Origin of the sequence: Parabacteroides sp. PFB2-10, from assembly GCF_029893085.1 — a bacterium.
GTDB lineage: Bacteria > Bacteroidota > Bacteroidia > Bacteroidales > Tannerellaceae > QVMG01.
Genome location: NZ_JARXWI010000001.1, coordinates 176,181 through 196,806 on the forward strand (window position 1 = coordinate 176,181; position 20,626 = coordinate 196,806).

15 protein-coding genes and 1 tRNA gene are annotated in these 20,626 nt (G+C 47.7%); 9 read left to right on the top strand and 7 right to left on the bottom strand.

Annotated elements, in window-relative coordinates:
* Nucleotides 1-20: 20 nt before the first annotated feature.
* Entirely contained in the window at nucleotides 21-437 is a 417-nt protein-coding gene (ybeY, locus tag M2137_RS00840; protein ID WP_280764565.1) for an rRNA maturation RNase YbeY, read from the bottom strand.
* 1 nt (nucleotide 438) lies between these two features.
* Nucleotides 439-1,671 carry a nucleoside recognition domain-containing protein gene (locus M2137_RS00845; RefSeq protein ID WP_280764566.1) on the bottom strand — a complete coding sequence of 411 codons (1,233 nt, stop codon included), beginning with the start codon at nucleotides 1,669-1,671 and terminating at the stop codon, nucleotides 439-441.
* Between the two features lie 446 nt (nucleotides 1,672-2,117).
* On the opposite strand from M2137_RS00845, the gene M2137_RS00850 reads away from it, so the two are divergent.
* The gene (locus tag M2137_RS00850; protein WP_280764567.1) at nucleotides 2,118-2,636 is read left to right on the top strand and encodes a hypothetical protein; all 519 of its coding nucleotides are present in this window, start codon (nucleotides 2,118-2,120) and stop codon (nucleotides 2,634-2,636) included.
* 153 nt (nucleotides 2,637-2,789) lie between these two features.
* On the top strand, nucleotides 2,790-3,734 hold the full coding sequence (locus M2137_RS00855) for a substrate-binding domain-containing protein (protein ID WP_280764568.1): 945 nt from the start codon (nucleotides 2,790-2,792) through the stop codon (nucleotides 3,732-3,734).
* Between the two features lie 81 nt (nucleotides 3,735-3,815).
* On the opposite strand, the gene M2137_RS00860 is transcribed toward M2137_RS00855, so the two are convergent.
* The 3 genes from M2137_RS00860 to M2137_RS00870 all read right to left on the bottom strand — a co-directional run bounded on the left by M2137_RS00860 (nucleotide 3,816) and on the right by M2137_RS00870 (nucleotide 8,038).
* Nucleotides 3,816-4,418 (bottom strand): response regulator transcription factor, encoded by a 603-nt coding sequence (locus M2137_RS00860; RefSeq protein ID WP_280764569.1) that lies wholly within the window; start codon nucleotides 4,416-4,418, stop codon nucleotides 3,816-3,818.
* A 7-nt stretch (nucleotides 4,419-4,425) separates the two neighbouring features.
* Nucleotides 4,426-5,124, bottom strand: a complete 699-nt coding sequence (locus tag M2137_RS00865; RefSeq protein ID WP_280764570.1) for a hemerythrin domain-containing protein — start codon at nucleotides 5,122-5,124, stop codon at nucleotides 4,426-4,428.
* A 688-nt stretch (nucleotides 5,125-5,812) separates the two neighbouring features.
* On the bottom strand, nucleotides 5,813-8,038 hold the full coding sequence (locus M2137_RS00870) for a TGS domain-containing protein (RefSeq protein ID WP_280764571.1): 2,226 nt from the start codon (nucleotides 8,036-8,038) through the stop codon (nucleotides 5,813-5,815).
* A gap of 151 nt (nucleotides 8,039-8,189) precedes the next feature.
* Here M2137_RS00870 and M2137_RS00875 point away from each other — a divergent pair, with 151 nt between their 5' ends.
* Nucleotides 8,190-9,710 carry a DUF4301 family protein gene (locus M2137_RS00875; protein ID WP_280764572.1) on the top strand — a complete coding sequence of 507 codons (1,521 nt, stop codon included), beginning with the start codon at nucleotides 8,190-8,192 and terminating at the stop codon, nucleotides 9,708-9,710.
* Between the two features lie 269 nt (nucleotides 9,711-9,979).
* On the opposite strand, the gene M2137_RS00880 is transcribed toward M2137_RS00875, so the two are convergent.
* A tRNA-Ala gene (locus tag M2137_RS00880) sits at nucleotides 9,980-10,053 on the bottom strand.
* A gap of 103 nt (nucleotides 10,054-10,156) precedes the next feature.
* On the opposite strand from M2137_RS00880, the gene M2137_RS00885 reads away from it, so the two are divergent.
* From M2137_RS00885 to M2137_RS00910, 6 genes are all read left to right on the top strand, one after another.
* The gene (locus tag M2137_RS00885; protein WP_280764573.1) at nucleotides 10,157-11,824 is read left to right on the top strand and encodes a helix-turn-helix domain-containing protein; all 1,668 of its coding nucleotides are present in this window, start codon (nucleotides 10,157-10,159) and stop codon (nucleotides 11,822-11,824) included.
* A 224-nt stretch (nucleotides 11,825-12,048) separates the two neighbouring features.
* Nucleotides 12,049-17,025, top strand: coding sequence for a GLUG motif-containing protein (locus tag M2137_RS00890; RefSeq protein WP_280764574.1), 4,977 nt, complete (start codon nucleotides 12,049-12,051; stop codon nucleotides 17,023-17,025).
* A gap of 456 nt (nucleotides 17,026-17,481) precedes the next feature.
* Nucleotides 17,482-18,258, top strand: coding sequence for a head GIN domain-containing protein (locus M2137_RS00895; RefSeq protein ID WP_280764575.1), 777 nt, complete (start codon nucleotides 17,482-17,484; stop codon nucleotides 18,256-18,258).
* 24 nt (nucleotides 18,259-18,282) lie between these two features.
* Entirely contained in the window at nucleotides 18,283-19,089 is an 807-nt protein-coding gene (locus M2137_RS00900; protein WP_280764576.1) for a head GIN domain-containing protein, read from the top strand.
* A 106-nt stretch (nucleotides 19,090-19,195) separates the two neighbouring features.
* On the top strand, nucleotides 19,196-19,423 hold the full coding sequence (locus M2137_RS00905; RefSeq protein ID WP_280764577.1) for a hypothetical protein: 228 nt from the start codon (nucleotides 19,196-19,198) through the stop codon (nucleotides 19,421-19,423).
* Nucleotides 19,420-19,608 (top strand): hypothetical protein, encoded by a 189-nt coding sequence (locus tag M2137_RS00910; protein WP_280764578.1) that lies wholly within the window; start codon nucleotides 19,420-19,422, stop codon nucleotides 19,606-19,608. The genes M2137_RS00905 and M2137_RS00910 overlap by 4 nt, the downstream gene beginning before the upstream one ends.
* Nucleotides 19,609-19,615: 7 nt before the next feature.
* Here M2137_RS00910 and M2137_RS00915 read toward each other — a convergent pair whose 3' ends face one another.
* Nucleotides 19,616-20,626, bottom strand: a complete 1,011-nt coding sequence (locus tag M2137_RS00915) for an NAD-dependent epimerase/dehydratase family protein (RefSeq protein ID WP_280764758.1) — start codon at nucleotides 20,624-20,626, stop codon at nucleotides 19,616-19,618.

Consider the following 20,626-nt stretch of genomic DNA (forward strand, 5'->3'; position numbering starts at 1 on the left):
TTATGCATCCTTTCTTTCACTTAAAACTCAAATAATGCTAACGCTTTGTTCTCATTCTCTTCCATGATCTCCCGTTCTCCCGGCCCTTTATCGTCGATGCCGCAAAGGTGCAGGATGCCATGAATGATGGTGCGGTGAAGCTCCTCCTCGTATGTTGTGCCGAATTTCTCCGCATTGGTCTTTACGGTTTCCAGGCTGATAAACAGATCGCCCGAAATGCGTTTGCCCTCCGTATAATCGAAGGTAATAATATCTGTAAAGTAATCATGCTCAAGATATTGGCGATTCACCTCCAATATCTTCTCGTCGCTGCAAAAGATATAACTGATATCGCCCACCGTTTGTCCGTATGTGGCCGCAACGGCTTTGATCCACTGGCTCACTTTCCTCCTTTTGATCGGTGGAAAGGCGATATCTTCTGCGTAGTAACAAATCATATCAATTAAAAAACAGATAGGTTAAGGCAATCGCGGCAATGGCTCCCGCCAGGTCGGCTAATAATGAATAGGGAACCGTGTAACGCGTATTCTTTATCGCTACACTCCCGTAATACAAGGCCACCACATAGAGTGTCGTATCCGTCGATCCTTGCACCACCGAGGCCAAGCGACCCACAAACGAGTCGGCTCCGTAGGTACTCATCGCGTCGATCATCATGCCTCGCGCACCGCTTCCGCTCAGCGGTTTCATAAGTATCGTGGGCAATGCCTCCACAAAATCGGTGTTTATCCCTACGGAAGCCACGCCGTAGCGCACGCCATCGATCAGGAAATCCATAGCGCCCGATGCCCGGAATACCGCTATGCCCACCAGGATCGCCACCAGATAAGGAATAATCGTTATCGCCGTTTTGAATCCCTCTTTGGCGCCATCGATAAAGGCGTCATATACATTGATCTTCTTCCGCATCCCTGCCACGATAAATCCACATATAATAGTGAATAACAAGGTGTTGGCGAATAGGGTAGAGTATAAAGAGACCTTCTCCTGCGGGAGCGAATTAAACAATAGGATCAATCCGCCGATCAGCGCACCCAGCCCTCCGAAGAATAATAATAGGTTCTTTTGAAACACATTGATTTTCTGCTTAAAGCAAACCGTCAGGATGGCTACCAAGGTAGAGGTAAACGTCGCCAGCATGATCGGCAGGAACACATCCGACGGATTGGCCGCCCCCAACTGTGCTCGGTACATCATGATGGTGATTGGAATCAGCGTAAGTCCAGACGCGTTGATACACAAGAACATAATCATCGCGTTGCTGGCCGTTTCCTTTTTCGGGTTCAGTTCCTGCAACTGCTGCATCGCCTTTAGCCCCATCGGTGTAGCGGCATTGTCGAGCCCCAACAGATTGGCTGAAATATTCATAAAAATAGAGCCGGTCACCGGATGATCTTTCGGAATATCGGGGAAGAGTTTACTGAAAACAGGCGCTCCCAACCGGGCAAAAGCTTGGATAACGCCCCCTCGCTCACCAATTTTCATGATGCCCAGCCAAAGGGTCAAGATACCGGTCAGCCCCAATGAGATCTCGAAACCGCTTTTGGCAGAGCTAAACGTCGCATTGATGATTTCCGTGAATACCTGCGTATCCCCCATGAAAATCAGTTTGCATGAAGCCACCACAAAAGCGATCAGGAAGAAGGCTATCCAAATGTAATTTAGAACCATTTATTAAATTGGCAATTAATAATTGATAATTGATTCCGGTAACTTCAACCGACAACAGTCGTTATTACCAGGCAAAAATACGAATTCTTCTTGGCATTAAAGGGGTGTTTATGTAATTTTGACGCCCATTATAGTTTTAATTATAAAGTCAGATGAAGAAGGTTTTGGTTACGTACGACATCTTCCGTGAGGGATTTGCCGAGTTGGAGAGCAGGTACGAAGTGACTTTCCCGGTAGCTCGCGTTATGTGCCCGTAAAAATTTTTGCATCACAAACTCTGAAATGTTAAAATATCGATTGTAAGCAAAATGATCGTTTTGCTTACAATTCCATACGTTAAAAATACAAGATCCTTTTTACCCTTTTTTAGCAAATTTGTGGTATGTTTGTGGTTTCATTCTATAAACTCTACATCATTTAATTATTAATCACTTAATTGTTTTAATATGAAAAAAGTAATTTTCGCATTTGCCTTGTTGCTGGCAACTTTAACCGTTCAAGCACAAGATGTATTTTCTAAAGGGAGTAACAATATCAATGTGGGTATCGGTTTAGGAGGTAGCTACTTCCCTATCGAAGCCTCTTATGAGCATTGCATCATAGACAATATGATCAAAGGGGAAAACGGCTCGATTGGTATCGGAGGCTATTTTGCCTGGTATGGCGAATCGGAAAAGAATAAGAATCATAAATGGAATTACAATCACTTTGTTTTCGGTGTACGCGGTGCTTTCCACTATCAGTTTGTGGAAAACCTCGACACATACGCCGGTTTGATGGTTGGTTACAATATTGCGTCAACCTCATTCGACGGCGACACCTCTATTTCCGGTAGTGGCGACAACGTATTCCTGCCGGGCTTGTATGCCGGTGCCCGCTACTATTTCTCACCGAATATCGCTGTTTATTCGGAACTGGGTTACGGTGCTGCTTACCTGAGCGCGGGTATCTCTTTCCATTTTTAAGTAGAAAAAGAACTATTTTATTTATAATAAAGCGTTTCCCGGCATCGGGGAGCGCTTTTTTTTGTGTATTCACCGCATTAAACTATTTCAAACAGGCAGTTGTTATACCTGTACGAACCTTACGAATTACGTTTAATTAAAAAAAGAAAAAGTATGAAGACAATTTGGAAAGTAGTAGTTTTGTCATGTGTTTTAGTCGTAGCGGGTATTGTGTTTACCTCTTGTAATGATGATGATAAGCCGAAAGGTGTGCCTGAAATCAGTGTCAACCTGAAACATTTATCCAACGATTGGCGAGCCGCCATGGCCTTATACGCGCAGAGTGGCATCCTGGAGCATCAGTTGCTGCCCTATTACCTGACAAGCGCAAAGAACAACGAAGAGCAGGCCGAGCAGCTTCAGATGGTGATCAATTCGGGTGTGCGCGTTATAGTGCTTTCTCCCGAGCCGGGTCTTAAGCTGGAAGAGGTGAATGCCGCCATCAAACGCCGTATCCCGGTGATCCTGTTTGAAGAGGCGCTGGATGTGGATTATACCGCTCTTGTGCAGGGCGATAACGTGGGCGCCGGGCGAAATGCCGGTGTTTATGTAGCTGATAAGCAGGTGGGTAGTGTGGCTGTTTTTGCTGTCGCGCAAGACCCTGCCTCGAGCAATCAGCGGGTCACGGCTTTCAAGCAGGCCTTCCGTGAGAATAGTCCCGCGACTTCCGTGATCGATTGGGAAGTAGAAAAGTATTCCTACAACGAAGGGAAAGAGAGAACCTTGGCTCTGTTGAAAGAATATCCGGAGATAGAGGCGATCTATGCGCAGGATGATGAGATTGCCATGGGCGTATATGATGCGTTAAAGGCGACTGGCGAACACCAGGTGAAGGTGATAGTCGGCTGTGGTGGAGCGCAAACCTATCTGGAATATATTGAACATGTGCGCGATGTAGACCTGGCAACGACCCTTTACTCCCCGGCTATGATCAGTAAATGTATCGATATCGCCGCCGACCTGCTTGAAGGAAAGCAACCGGAAGAAAAGCGAATCGTGATGCCCGCTACGCTTATCAACAAAGAGAACGTGGGGCAGAATAAGAAATACGCTTATTGATAATTGAAAATTGAAAGTTGAAAATTGAAAATGAAGAACATACACTTCCCATTTTCAATTTTCAACTTTCAATTTTCAATTTTATTGAATGTCGCTCAGTTCCACCAGTTTGTTGACAATCGCATAGATGGTCAGGCCGCTGGGGGAGTGAATCTGCAGTTTGCGGGCGATATTCCGGCGATGGGTGATCACCGTATGGGTCGACAGGAAGAGTTGTTCGGCTATCTCCCGGTTGGTCATTCCTTTCACGACACAGACCACAATCTCCTTTTCCCGGGTGCTCAGGGTCTGCTGTTCGTCTTCCTGATCGACAGGCAGTGTCTCTTTCAGATGCATCCGCTCCAATTTATGGGCGATCTCATCGGGCGTGTCATATATATGGATCTGTTCATCGTAGGCCCGCAACAGATGGGCATCCGTGGCGGCATAGATAAGCGCGGCGCATTTCATCTGCGCGCAGCCGGTCGTCTCCCGGAGTTGTTCCAACGGAAATGAACCGGGAAAGGCGGGATTGATCACCAATAGATCCGGTTTCCAGGTACTCAGGGTATCGTGCAGCTGCTCATGCGCTGCGATGATCACGCATTGTATCTTGAAGTCAGGCAATCGTTTGAGGATTTGTTCCAGCCCCTGCCGGATAATCTCCGAATATTCCGCGATAGCGATAGTCAGTGTGGTTCCCATGAGTCGATCAGCTAATTTGTTTTTCCAATGCCATAATAGCCGGTACGAAGAGATAGTCTTCGACATGGTTATGGGAGGCCAGATCCGATTCCGTCGCGAAGATATCAAACAAGACACTATTCAATAGGTTGGTGCCTGCCCCCGGATAGTATTTGATCAGGATATTCTTCAGTTCGACAATCTTCATCTCGATCTGATCATGGCGCTTCATAAAGATGGAGATATTGTATTTCGGGTCTTTCCTGCCTCCAAGCAGGCCACGAACGTATGGGAATACGTTTTTCTCCTCATACATCATGTGCTTATGCACCTCTCCGGCATATTCATCAAAGAAGCGGGTGATGGCGAAGGCAACATCTTTCGGGCAGTCTTCGATTGCCTCCACCAGCTTACGCCGTATATGCGGCAGGCGGAAGTTGAGGAAATAGTCGTGGGCGTTATGCAGATAGCTCATCAATGTTTCCAAAGAAAGGCATTGATTGATATTTTCCACAGGCGACGGCGAGTGCTGTTCCTCAACTAAGAAGTTGACCACCGTCAGAAAAGTACAGGTGTCTACTTTGTTTTGCCGGCACACTTCGCCTATATTCTTTTCTCCAAAGCCTAAAGCGATGCCAAAGCGACTCATCACTAACACCATGGGATAGTTTTCGCAGATCAGGTCGCTCATCTTATCCGTCTCCTGGTATTTTCCGTTTTTATACATATTATATTGTTTTTATTTCAAAAGTGTAACAGATTATTCTAAATTTTACCCCTAACGGGGAAATAGCTTATTATTTAAACTTGCTCAAATAACTCTTAGGCTTTCAATATATCCTCTTGTTAGTCAAAGGTAGTCATTCTTAGTTTAAATACCTATCCGCAGGGTGAACATATATTTGCGTCGAAGACGCGCCACGTTGATAAACCCCATGTAAAACGTAGTGGAACATGGGGCTGGGAGAGCAGCTCATCCACCCATCTCGACCTCGAAGAGGTCGGTCTTCTTCTGTTTTTCGCCGGGTTTTCCACTGATTGACAATTGTCAACCAATTAAACCACAATTGTCAATCAATTGATCGATAATTATCAACCGATTGATCGACAATTGTCAAACGTTTTGAAACCCGGCGATTTTTTAGCGTAAACACATTGAGTTTTAGCATTTACCCCCTACCTATCCTCAGGTATCAGGAGAGGGAAAATACATATTTATAGGTATTGCCTGCCGAGGGTGAAGCGTCTACCTTTGCAATATGATACAAACGAAACTATTAGTATAATCGAAAGAGACCAAAACCTGTTAACTGATTTATGTAAGCATAAGATAATCAAAGAGGGTCGTCCTGTGAAGAACGACCCTCTTTGCTTGGCGCTACTTAGAAGCTATTTTGAATTTTATTTGGCCCTTCTTAATGTCTTCCATCTAAGCGCTCGACCGACTTCACCCCTTTGACTGTTTTGATCTTCTTGACTAATGAGGTGAGCGAGGAGGTGCTGTTGACCATCACGGTGAAATTGCCCTGGAACAGACCGTCCACCGAGTCGATATTGAGCGAACGCAGGGTAACGCTGCCCTCTTTGCCGATCACCGAGGTGATATTGGTCACGATCGCGATGTCGTCGCGTCCGATTACCCGCAGGGTGACCTGGTAGCCGCTGGTTCCTTCGCCGCTCCATTTGGCTTCGATCATGCGATAGCCAAAGCGGCGTTCCATCTCGGCGCGGTTGCGGCAGTCTTTGCGGTGGATGCGTATTCCCTGGGTAGAGACAAAGCCGAATATCTCATCGCCAAAGATTGGGTTACAACATTTAGCCAGTTTGTAGTCGACACCGGTCAGGTTGCGGTCGATCACCAATACATCTTTGCCGGCAGCCTCCTCTTCGGCCGTATGTTGAATCGGGACAAACTCCTCTGCACTGCGCACATCTGCCGGGTCGTGTGCCTCGGTTTCGCGGCGGATCAGCTCCAGGTAATCGTCGATCACTACGTTGGGATCGAGCCGTTCCGCCGCAATCTCCACATAGAAATCGGTGATGGTCTTGAAGCCTTTCTTCTTGATATAACGCATTAGTATCGACTCATCGACATCGATCTTTCGGTTCTTAAAGCGGCGCTGCAATGTCTCCTTGGCAAACTCGGCACTCTTGGCCGCCTCTTCCCGCAACGCCTGCTTGATGCGCGCGCGGGCTTTCGAGGTGACCACCATATTCAGCCAGTCCTGTTTGGGCGACTGGGTAGGCGAGGTCAATACAGAAACCGTATCTCCGCTTTGCAACACATGTTTGATCGGCACATTCTTACCGTTCACCTTGGCCGACATGCATTTGCTCCCCAAGCCGGTATGGATGGAAAAAGCGAAGTCGAGTACGGTAGCTCCCTGTGGCAATTTGATCAGTTCGCCCGAAGGGGTAAACACATAGATCTCATCCTTGAAAAGGTTCATTTGGATATCCTGCATCAGGTCGATCGGGCTACTGTCTTTGTTTTCCAGTGCCGAGCGTACGCCCGTCAGGAATTCATCCAATCCTTTGTCCTCTTTCACCCCTTTGTATTTCCAATGGGCAGCCAGTCCGCGCTCGGCCACCTCATCCATGCGCTCGGTACGGATTTGCACCTCCACCCAACGCTTGCCGGGACCCATCACAGTGATGTGCAAACTCTCGTATCCATTGCTTTTTGGAATGGAGATCCAGTCTTTCATCCGGTTCGGATTGGGTTGATACATATCGGTAATGATGGAGTAGACATACCAGCACTCCGCCTTTTCGCGCTCGGGAGGGGTGTCTAATACGATCCGGATCGCAAACAAATCGTACACACCTTCGAACTCTATCTTTTGCTTTTTCAGCTTATTGTTGATCGAATGGATCGATTTTGTTCGTCCTTTGATATCGAACTGCAAGCCAGCCTCTTCCAGTTTCTTTCTGACCGGAGTGATAAACTCGGCGATATAGGCATCACGCGAACGCTTGGTCTCATTCAGTTTTTGCTTGATGAAATCGAATTGTTGCGGATCGGTATATTTAAGCGATAGGTCTTCCAGTTCGCTTTTGATCGTATAAAGCCCCAGGCGATGCGCCAGCGGGGCATAGAGATAGGAGGACTCGGAGGCAAGCCGCAGGCGATCTTCTTCGCGTACGAACAATTTGCCCATGCGCATCATACACAGACGGTCGGCAATCATCAACAGGATCACCCGCACATCTTCCGCGAAAGAGAAAAGCAGATGGTGGAAATTTTCCGAATTGATCGCCGTATTCCGGGCATAGAGATCGGATGTTTTCAATAACAACTGGATGAGGCGCGCCACTTCGCTGTCGAATGTCTTTTCCACCTCTTTGAGGTCGATCAGCCCTTTCATCACCGGGCGGTAAAGCAAAAGAGCGATCACCGGCGCCCGTTTCAGCCCGATCTCCGTTGTGGCAATCAATGCGGTGTCGATATTCCGGAGCAATCCGTTGATACCATTGCGGTCGCGGCCGTAGCAATCCAACGCAACAACACGCCGCATCAACCGCTTCATCTTGGCGATGTCTTCCTTTTCAAGGAATGAATAAAGACTATGGAGTAAACTCTTGTATTTGGTAAAAAACGCCTTCTTCTCTTCTGTTGTAAAGAAACCCTGCTCTTTCATAGTGATTGCTTTTTGTTTGTCTTAGGCGGGACAAACGGTAAAACATGTTGTAAAAGTAGCTTTTTCCTATCATAACCCGTCGTATCTACCCTTATTTTTTTACATTTGCACATAAACAAAACAGCAATTAACTACAAATACCGGGATAATTATGTTGAACGCACACGATTTAGAACAATTGGCAGCTAAAGGAATTAGCAAACATCAGATTGAAGAGCAACTGGCTCATTTCGCCAAAGGGTTTCCGTTCCTGGAAATCGTCGCTTCCGCCTCTGTAGAAAAAGGTATCAAGGTCATCCCCAAAGAGTTGCAGGCGTTCTACATGGAGGCCTGGGATAAGTACCTCTCGAAGAACCACCGAATTGTCAAATTCGTGCCTGCTTCGGGGGCTGCCAGCCGTATGTTTAAGGATCTCTACGCCTTCCTCTCTTCCGAAGCGACAGAGCCTGACACCCCCGCGGTCAAAGAGTTTTTCCGTGATATCACCCGTTTCGCCTTCTATCACCTGTTGAATGCCAAGTGCCTGGAGAACGAAAAGAAATCGATCTCCTCGTTGATCGCTGCCGGACAATACAAAGAGGTTGTTTCGAATCTGTTGGAACCCAAAGGGCTCGATTACGGACAACTGCCCAAAGGACTATTGCTTTTCCACAACTATCCCGGGAAAACGCGTACCGCTATGGAAGAACACCTGGCGGAAGGTGCCCGTTATGCCAAGAACCATACCGGTGAAGTAAACATCCATTTCACCGTCTCTCCGGAGCATCAGGAGCAGTTCCAACAGTTGGTGGCGGAAAAGAAAAGTGTGTATGAAGAGAAATACTCGGTCGAATATGACATTACCTTCAGTGTACAGAAGACAAATACCGACACAATTGCCGTCGATATGGAAAACCGTCCCTTCCGCGAACACGACGGAAGTCTGTTGTTCCGCCCCGGCGGGCATGGTGCGTTGATTCAGAACCTCAACGATATAGAAGCCGATGTGATCTTTATCAAGAACATCGACAATGTGGTGCCCGACAGCTTTAAGTTTGCTACGGTCATTCATAAGAAGATCATTGCCGGGGTATTGGTGCATCTGCAGGAGCGGATATTCCGCTACCTCCACCTGATCGAGAGCGGCAAGTATTCGCGTACGCAGGTCGAAGAGATGATCTATTTCCTGCAAGACGAGCTTTGCATCCGCAATCCGGAGATCAAATACCTCGAAGACGCCGAATTGATCCTCTATATAAAAGACAAACTCGCCCGTCCGATCCGCGTATGCGGTATGGTGCGCAACGTAGGCGAACCGGGAGGTGGCCCGTTCCTGGCAACCAATCCCGACGGTACCATCTCGTTGCAGATACTCGAAAGCTCGCAGATCGATATGCGCGACCCGATCAAAAAGAAGCTCTTCAATGAGGGAACCCACTTCAATCCGGTGGATCTTGTCTGTGCCGTGCGCGATCATAAAGGCAAGAAATACAACCTCCCTCACTACATCGATAAGAACACTGGTTTTATCTCCCAAAAGAGTAAAGATGGAAAAGATTTGAAAGCGTTGGAACTTCCGGGTCTTTGGAACGGCGCTATGAGCGACTGGACTACCCTTTTCGTGGAGGTTCCCGTCGAAACCTTCAACCCTGTCAAGACAGTAAACGACCTGTTGCGTCCGGAGCATCAATAAAAACCATCTTCTCCGGACAGGATCTTATATTTTTCGCACTACTTCCCGGATGTGCCTTATGCAGGTGTATGCGCAAGCCGGGTATTATTGTTTCTTCTATTCAGACGGATTAAGAAGAAAAGCGCTACTTCCGCCTGGTCGAGTATTTAGAGTTATCGATAGGAGTCTCCCTGTAGGGGGCAAGAGAACAAAAAAAGACCTGAGATTTCAGAATTTATCTGATTCTCAGGTCTTTGCTGTTTTGTTTGGTTTTTCTAAAACCACTCGGGTGGAGCATATCGGACTCGAACCGATCACCTTTAGACTGCCAGTCTAACGCTCTAGCCAGATGAGCTAATGCCCCGTCAGGTTTTCTTTTTCCGGTGCAAATATATGTAATTTTCTGATATAATCATTATCTTTGTTAGGTGAAGGCATGTTTTTTTTTAGGGTTAGTATTTTGTTTAATGTCTTCATTTCTGTGGGGGAGAAATGCCGGTGATGATGAAGAGATTAAACGGTTACACGGGCTGATAGAACAACATTTTTACCAAAATCCGTCTGTGGGACTCCATTACGTGCATCTACTCGACGAGGCTGCCCGCCTTCAAAACAATACCCGTCTGCAAAGCTATGCCAAAGTCAAAGAGGTCGAATACTACTATCCGATGTTCGACAACGACAGTATTTTCAACGTCGCCCGGATGGCAGAAGAGTTTACCCGCCAGCATGAAGAATATCATTACCTTTTTTTAATACAATATATTCTCGTTCAGCGTTATATCAACGAAGGCGAATTCCGCCTTGCCCGGGAAAAGACCCGAGCCATGTTCGATGAACTCAAAGAAAAGGGCAACGATGAAGACCGGGCCCTGGGGGTGTCGGCATTGGCCAATCTCTATAAACACCTGGAGCGTTACGAAGAGGCGATCGACTACTACCGGGAGAGCCTCCGACTGTTGCGGGCGGCCGGCGGAGGCAGCAACCTCTTCCTTATCCTGGAGAACTTCCGGGAGCTGGCCTTGGTGCATCAACGCATAGAACGATACGACCTGACCCTTCTTTATGCAGACTCCATGCGTGTGTTCATCACGCAAGCCGATACGGGCGGCCTGCCCAATAATAGTCAATCACTGTTTATGGCCGCCTGTTTTACGGTCGAAGCCTTCAGCAAACGGGGGGAACTCGACGAAGCAACCGCCGCCTTGGCTACGATGGAGAGGCTTTATTCCGCCGACTTTCCCCGCTCGTTCCGGATACTCTATCTCCAGTCACTTGCCAGGTATCATCGGGCAAAGGGGGCATACGAAAAGGCGTACGCCCTGAATGAGGAGCTGTTGGAATTGGTCGAATTGCTTAGTACCCCAAACGAACGTCCCGATATCCTGCGCCGTAAAGCCGACCTATTGTCGTCGATGGGGCGTCCTGACGAAGCTATTCCGGTTTATGAAGAGGCTTTCGAACGGCAGATAGCCTATGATCACACCCGCCATAACCGGCAGGTCAACGAATTGCGAGCCATTTACGAATTAGATAAGATGGAGACACAGACGCGCGAAGATGCCTTGCGCATCCGTTTTACCCGAAATATCTCCCTGGCATTGGGCGTGATCGCGATCCTGTTGGGCACAATCCTGTTTCTTGTCATACGCCAGGCTCGTCGCATCCGGATGAAAAACCGCGGATTGATCCGGCAAATCAACGAACAGGAACTGCTTACCGCCGAACTCGCCACCCGTGACGCGGAGATACAACGTCTGTCGCCTCCCCCGCCACCGGCTGCCACACCCGGTGAAACCATGGAGGAACTCTATCTCCGTATCCGCCTCTTTATGCAGGAGAACCAACCCTATATCGATCCCCTCTTCAACTGGAAAACGCTTATCGCCCTATTAGAAACCAACGAACGGCTCCTGCGCGCCACCCTGAAAAAATATCTTGGCGTTACCGTTTCCGAATACATCACCCGCCAACGCCTCAACTATGCCAAACGGCTCCTTGCCGAAAGCGATTCCACCATTGAAGCCATTGCCTTCGACGCCGGTTTTGGTTCGCGCAACACGTTTTACCGTCTTTTCCGCGAGCATTATGGCCTGACGCCCGACGAATACCGCAAGGCAAACAGGGAATCATAAATTTTTTTTTCGCGCTGTAGCTTTTGACTTTCTTGGCTGTCGAAATCTGGGACAATCCCCGTTGAGATTTGTGACATCTTTCTTGTTTGAACCCTTTATTTTTGCGTACAATGATACAAAGCCTAACTACGATTCAGGCAGTGACCCCTCTCTCTATTTTCGGATAAGGAGACCTTAGAATGAAATAAATACAACGTAAACACCTTTATTTAAATTTAAACAGAATGAGAAAGTTTTTCTATTTTTTAGTGGCCGGTATGTTGGCCATGAGTGCGCAATGGGCAACCGCCCAGGGCGACTTTGACGGAGGCAATGGCTCGGTGAATGATCCTTATAAGATCAGTACGCCGGAGCAGTTAAATCTTATCCGCAATTATCTTGGGGATGCAGACGGTATCCATTTTGTCCTGACAGAGGATATCAATCTGGAGACTTACCTCTCCGAAGACAATCCCGGTTATAATGGCGGCCTGGGTTGGGAACCGATAGGAAAGCCTAGTGTGGGAAGCACCCCCGGTGAGGTATTTAGAGGCACCTTGGACGGAGCCGGTCACAAGATCACCGGGCTTTGGACCGACCGTCCGACGGAAAAAAACGTGGGACTTTTCAGAATTATCAAAGAATCTACCATTACAAATCTTAAGGTAGAAATTGCCGAAAAGGGCGTGAAGGCGCTTGGATATGTTGGAGGACTGGCAGGATACATACAGGGCAGCAGCATAACCAATTGCGCCGTTAGCGGGGGAGCTATTACCGCTTCGCTGTACTATGGAGGGGGACTGGCAGGATCAGTCACAAATACTTCGAATAGAAAGTCTATGATTGAGTCGACCTCTGCCTCGGTGGATATCTATGTCGTTGACCCGCTATTGGAAGGTGATAACCTTACTGTCGTTTACATGGGTGGTCTGGTCGGAAATGCGTCGGGAATCAGCGTGTCGGACTGTTTCGCTACCGGAGATATTATTCTGAAAGACGAAACAGACTATGAACATACGATGATGTTTTTAGGTGGATTAGTAGGAATCATTTTTGGCGAATCATCTGTTGTCCGTTCTTATGCAGCGGGAGAGGTGGCTCCTGGCAGATCAGATGAATCAAATGGAGATTGGAGTTTTGGTGGCCTGGTAGGAGTTGTCAACGAAGGTGATAATTGCGAATTCACCAACTCTTATTATAATAATGCCAACGAAAAAGGTATTGGTGATGGCGAGACTGAGACAGACGGAGTAACCGGTAAAACCGAAGAGGAATTGAATGATCCCGATTTATTTGATGAAAGCGCCAAATTTGATGGCGAAGGCGAAGGAACAGAAGACTCTCCCTATTTAATTACGACCCCTGAGCAACTGAATAGCCTCCGCAATTTTGTGGGGCCGATGTATGCCGACACCCACTTTGCTTTGGATGAGGATATCAAGCTGGAGAGCTATCTTTCTGAAGGAAACGCCGGTTACAACGAAGGGGCAGGCTGGGAGCCGATCGGGAAGAATGATGATCAGCAGATATCTCAAACCGCGTTTTACGGTTCGTTAGACGGACAGGGTCATACCATCAGTGGTTTGTGGATCAACCGGCCAGAAGGCTATAATATTGGCCTGTTTGGTTATATAAAGGACGGTACCCTACAGAATATTCACCTTGAGATTGCCGATCAGGGGGTGAAAGCAGATACTTCCGTCGGTGGTCTGGTTGGAGTAGCAACGAATAACTCCTTTATCAATTGTTCCGTTACCGGAGGACCCGTAACTGGATCGGAAAATGTAGGAGGACTGGCAAGTTATGTGTATGGATCCGTTGAGAAGTGCTTTAGTTCGGTTAATATTTATGTTACCACAGGCTATAATACCTATGCAGGCTGCTTGACAGGAAGTGTGAACGGCACACTTACAAACAGTTACGCGACCGGACATATTATGCCGGCTTCTCCGGGTGCGGAGGAGTATACCTCAAAGAAATTATACCTCGGAGGATTAGTGGGATCTTTAAATAGAGGATCTACTCTCTCTTATTCGTATGCCTCCGGTAAAGTAGTGGATAGAACATTTTTCAACGCGAAGGGTGAAGGTGATTGGAATTTTGGCGGTCTGCTGGGAGAGCAATCGGGCAAGATCGTAGATTCCTATTCTAATTCGACTGATAACAACAGACCAGTGGGAAGGTATGTGAGTGGCGCCGCTTCTGGAGAGGCTACTGGTCTGCCCATTGGGGATTTGCAGAGAGCCGAGTTCTTCACGAATTGGGTATTCGACGGAGAGCCCTGGACGATAGAGGAGAGACAGACATCGCCCTACTTCTTAGGGCAAGCAGAGAAGGATATCCCTACCTATACTAATCCTTTTGACGGCGGTTATGGCAAGAAAGGCGATCCCTGGCAAATACGTACGGCCGAGCAGTTTGATCATCTGCGGGATTACCTGGGAATGCCCCATGCCGATAAATATTTTATCCTGATACGTAATATCGACCTGAATGAGGTGATTACCGACGAAAAAGGTTGGGAACCGATAGGAGAAGGTGTTGCCGGATCCTCTTTGGAGAAAGCCTTCTGGGGGCATCTGATTGGGGATCATTATACCATCAGCGGACTTTGGGCCGACCGGGCCGATGAAGAAGCTGTCGGTCTGTTTGCCCAGCTTCAGGGCGCTACTATCGAGGAGGTCAAATTGAGAATCGATAGCCGCGGCGTGAAGGGAGGCAGTTATGTCGGTGGATTAGCCGGAAGCATATCACATAATACCACGATCAACCGAAGCTCCGTAGCCGGCGGAACGATAAGCGGACACGTGCAGGTAGGCGCCCTGACGGCACTTGCTGAGAATAGTACAATCAAGGAGTCTTACAGCTCTACGCAGATCCGCGTATTAGATCCGAAACCATTCAACGCGCCTGTCAACATCGGTGCATTGGTGGGCGAACTGCGTGGCGGTTCGTTAGAAAATGTCTACGCTACCGGTAGCATTGCGCCAGCGAACGCGGAACAGCAGTATGACTTCGCCGAATTCAACCTGGGCGGACTGGTAGGCTATGTTGCCAACGAAACAGGCAATATCACCAACAGTTATGCGTCAGGAAAGATGGCCGACAAAGAGGCTTTCGGCGAAGCGGGAGCCAATAATTGGTCGTTCGGTGGCCTGATAGGAAAGAAAGAGGGGGATGCTAACAGGATTTCAGGCGCTTATTACAACACGGATGACAATGAGAACGGCATTGAAAGCGGCTCATCAGACGGCATGACAGGTAAAAGCATGACCGATCTGCAAACAAAAGCTACGTTTGAAGGATGGGGCTTCGACGATGCCCCCTGGACGATCGACGAAAAAGTGTCATCACCCTATTTCCTCTGGCAGGCAGAAGACAGACCTTCCTACGATATGGTCTTCGAAAGCGGTGAAGGAACAGAAGACTCTCCCTGGGAGATCACTTCACCTGAGCAATTTAATAACATCCGCTTCTTCCTGGGTGACAAACATGACAATAAGTATTTTATTCTGACAGCTGACGTCAATCTGGAAGAGTACATCTCCGGGCAGGAACTGACCCGTGCCGAAGGCAATGGATGGGAACCCATCGGTTCGTACGATCCCGATGGCAAGAAGCAATTTAGCGGTCACATAGACGGGCAGGGCCATACGATCAGCGGCCTTTGGATCAACCGGGAGGAGGAAAGACATGTAGGGCTTTTCGGCTATGCCATCAACGCGACCATTACGAATATGCATGTTGACATTGCCCCAGCCGGCATCAAGGGGAAAACCCTGGTAGGAGGTCTGGCTGGACAGGTGAGCAACGGGCAAGGCGGTTCCATTAGTAATTGTGTTGTTACCGGAGGTGCGATCAGCGCTTATGGGGTAGCCGGCGGTTTGATTGGTGAAATGGATGGCGGTTCTCTCAATAGCTCGTATGCAGCGGTCGATATCATCGCTTTAGAGAAAAAGGAAGAAGATAAAGAAGAATATCTGGAAGCCATCATGGGAGGGTTGATCGGGTATGCGATGACAGACATCAAGGACTGTTATGCCACCGGCGATCTGATCGTAACCAATCCGTACGAAGAGCATTACAAACACCTGTTCACCTTGGGTGGATTAGTAGGCAAAGTCCATGAGCAAGGTAGCATAAGCCGTTGTTATGCCGTGGGAACAACTCCAAATGGGAAAAATGTACCAAAAAGCTGGAACATCGGCGGTTTGGTGGGACATGCACCGGATGCAACAAATCAGCAGATTTCAGATACCTATTACAATAAAAATACCAGCTACAAACCGGTTGGTGGCGAGCAGGAATATGAAGGTGTTACCGGTGTGACAATGAGACGTTTGTTGAGCAAAGCGACCTATAAAGGATGGTTTGCCGAAGGGACTCCCTGGGCGATCCAGGAAGGAACTACCACTCCTTACTTAAGTTGGCAGCGGACAAACGTTCAGCCTCCTTTCAAACCGGATGCAGCCGATTTGAGAGAGAGAGATCCGGAGAACGATAAGTACGACATCAACATCTCCCTGGGTGGCAATGTATTGGCCGACCATGCGGTTGGAAAGCATAGAGTGATGGACGAGAGTGAATGGACGCTGAAATTCCAGTTGGAAGACCCGACGATAGATTATCGCGAGATCCTGTTCTTTGTCAATGGTAAGAAGAGCGATTTCTCTGTCGATGGCGAAAACGAATACAGCTATACGATCAGCTCTGTTCTACAGGATTATGATATCGAGATCGCCCTCCAGAGATATACCGTTACAATGCCTGAAGTAGAAGATGCTGTGACAGATATGGCTGCGGGAGACTATTCGATTCTCTATAATAGCTGGTTCGAATTTATCCTGGCTCCCAATGAAAACTATTCATTGGAATATGTAACGGTCTATGCCAACGACGAGGTACTTCTCCCGATCGTGCAAACAAAAGAGTCTTCTATCTATAGCATAAGAAAGGTAAAAGAAAACACCTTGATTCGGATTGAAGGCATCTCACCGGTAGCCAATGCGGTATTGAATGAGAACATCAACGTTCGGGTTGAAAACGAGCAATTGATTGTGACCAACGAAGGAGTGGACGGCATTGATGTGACGGTTTATAGTATCACAGGTAAAAACATGGGAGAAATTCGCGCCCTCCGTGGCACAGAATCTTTCGTTTTGCCTCGTGGTGTCTACATTGTCCGCGCCGGTGAAATGACAACAAAGGTAATAGTTAAGTAATGCACAAGAGATTTGTTTAGGTTAATGGCTTTATTTTAAAATAAAGCGTGCATGAATGACGAGGGAAGACAGAAGATGGCAATGCGATCTTCTGCTCTTCCCTCTTTTTTGCTTATACGTTTTAATTGTAAACAAACGTTAAATCTCCCCTTTTCTGGCGAAACCCCCAATTTACGATTTGTAATTTTCGCCCGACTTTGCGCGCAAAAAGGCGGGACTTCGGAGACAAACTCCCGGGAGAAACACTTTTTAACATACCGATTTGTAACTAAAAGGTAGGCAATTGCTTACAGTTTATCATTCGACACTTCTCTCGTTTGCTTGTTAAATTATTCTAATTGTAAGTACCTTGTGATACAAGGTATCTTATTATTAAATACATTTGCTTCATCAAATAGTTGGCCGAAAGGCTATAAAAGGAAAAGAAAAAAGACACAACAAATAATTCCATTCATTATGAAAGCAAATATCACATGGATCATCCTCTTATTAATGACCTTCCCTACTGCTTTTGCGGCAGAGAAGGAGCGGGGCAATGGCCAAATGGAAACGAAAACGTTTCAGGTCGATCAATACAGTTGGCTTTACCTGGGGGAGAATATCGAATACGACGGCAATTCGGGTCGCAATCTCTTCAAAAAGCGGAAAGATCATTTTCCTACCTTTTATTATACCCAGGCAAAGGGGAATGCTACGTTGGAAATAACCATTGACGAAAACCTATTGGAGTGGTTGGTCGTTGAACAAAAGGATCAGGTTTTGTATATCAAAGCAAAAGAGAATATCCGTATCCATCCGACCCAACTGATCATAGAGGGGCAATCAGCCGATTTATCCTCGGTAGACATTATCGGTTGCATGAATTTTGTGGCGAAAGAGACCCTAACGGTCGACCGGTTGGCATACGAAATCTCCGGGGTAGGCGATATCACCTTAGACAAATTGGCGTGTAAAGATTTTGCCTGTGAGATCAAAGGGGTCGGCAATGTCTATCTGACCGGGAAGATCGCGAAAGGGAATTACCGCCTTTCCGGCGTCGGAAAGGTAAGGGCGTACGATTGCGAAGTGGAGAATCTGACCTGTCATGTGAGTGGTGTCGGCGATATGGAGGTCAAAGCCAGCAAACATCTCAAGGCCTCTACCTCCGGGGTGGGAAGCATCAAATACAAAGGCGATGCATTGCTTGATAAGTCGTCGACCGGGATCGGACGCGTAAAAAAAGTAAATGAATAAAACCTGTTATATCCATATATACGTATGAAAACAAACATATATATCCTATTGATCGGCCTCATCATTGCCCTGAACGGTTGTATTCCGGGGAAAGTAGTGAAAGGCGACGGGAATATCGTCACCGAAACGATCTCCATAGCTGATTATCATACGATAAAAGCGGCCAGCGGGCATATAACCGTTCGTTACACCCAGTCGGACGAACCGCCTTTTCTGCAGGTAAAGACAGACCAAAATATATACGAAATGTTTGAGTTTCGGACAGATGAAGACGGAGCATTACTCATCAAACCGAAGCATCCCTACCGAAACAATTTCAATTTTCGCCCGACGGAATTCATTGTCCTGACCAATTCAACCACCCTGAGAAAGGTGCGGATGGCGGGAGGTGCGGAGTTTAACGTCGAAAGCCCTCTCACAGCGGATCAATTGATTTTCGAACTGGCCGGTAGCGGGCGAATCAATCTGAAGGAGAAGGTGACCGTTGCCCGGTTAGGCGTAAACATTGCCGGTAGTGGCACATTGCATGCGCCGGATGTTTACTGTGATCAATTCAGAGGCGAAATCGCCGGTAGTGGCACGATGCATATCGGAGGCGAAGCCGAGAAGGCGAATATCGAGGTGGCCGGCAGCGGCAAGATACGGGCTTTTGACCTCCAGATTGGCGACCTGAAATGCAATGTCGCCGGTAGTGGAAACATCGAAGCCACTGTTTCTCAAAATATCGATGTCAACGCAGTCGGCAGCGGAAAAGTCCGTTATAAAGGAAACCCGGCGAATATCACCCGCACCATTGTCGGTTCAGGCTCCATCCGGAAGGTGGAGGATTAAAGCCACCCCATAGCGTAACAAACCAAGAAAAGTGATTGTTTATCAATCACTTTTTTGTATTTTTACAAACGCATAGAGACAGATAACTATGCCAAACTTAACCAGTATGATAGTCATCACCTCCGCAGAATTGCGCAATAATATGGAAAAATACCTGGATATGGCTAAAACACAAAAAGTGATTATCCAGCGTGGAAAGACAGAGACCTTTGTTTTGAGTGGTGGCGTGGTTGAACCGGATCTGGTACTGAAAGAAGCTATGACCGCTGAAGAGATGTTAGTCGGAATTGAAGAAGATGTCAGAGAGCTGTTCCGAAAGAACCATAAAGGATGAAAGTCTTATTCGCTCCTCAGGTTCGTTCGTATTTCCGGGAATTAATTGAAACCCTCTTTGAAAAGGAGTATTTTGGCTTTGAAGAGTCGGCCGTTCTCTATGTAAGGGAGTCCGCACAGAATGGCGAAACAATTTATCTGGTACGTTACATTAGCAACAACCATATCGTTTCGCAACATCTATAAAAAGCTTTTAAAGCCACCCTTCTTGACGATACCAGGCAATGGCTTCGGTCAGGCCGTCGCGCAGGCGGTAGTTTGGTTTGAAAGGCAGTTCATCCTGAAGCGGTTCAACTTCACAAATCCAGTTGCGCTGCTTCAGGATTTTATATTTATCGCTGTTGAGCGTCATACTTTTCCCCATGATCTTGCCAATCAACTCGGAGAAGAGACAGGCCACATAGACCAATCCACCCGGGATACGCATCCGCACCAGGTGTTTCTTCGGGAGCAGCTCCCGGATCATCTCCGCAAACTCCGTATCGGTATAGACATCACCGTCGGCCACAAAGTAATGGCGGTTCACGATGGCCGGGTTTTCCAATGCCAGAAAGACGGCACGCGCCAGGTCTTTCACATAGATAAACGTGATACGCTGCGGCGTAAAGCCCACCGCAAAGTCGAACCCCGACTGTATGCTCTTGATCTCCATGAAATAGTCTTTGTCGCCCGGGCCGTAAACCCCTGTCGGCCGCATGATAACGTAAGGGAAGTGGCTTTGCCGACGCACATACTCCTCCGCCATGCGTTTGCTTTCGCCATAGACGGTGTTAGGGCGTTGCGGATCCTCCAGGCGAATAGGCGCAAACTCCTTTTCATCACCCATGCCATAAGCGCTCAGGCTACTCATCAGAAGGAATTTACGGGGCTGACAACCTGCTTGGGCTAAGGCATCGATCAGGGCGCGGGTGTTTTCGGCATTTACCCGAAAGAAATCGGGCTTTTTCAGTGTTTTGGTCAGTCCCGCGTTGTGTACAACATAGTCCCATGCGCCATGTGTATCGGCAAATTTCTGCAATTGCGCGATCAATGTCTCTTCATTCTTATAGTTCAGGTCGATAAACCGGATGCGCTTATCCTGCAACCGCTCCCGACTGCTCGACGCACGCACGCCTGCCCATACTTCGTATCCGCGCGCCAACGCCTCCTCGACTAAGAAACTGCCGATAAAACCACTGGCGCCGGTAATCAATATTTTCTTCAT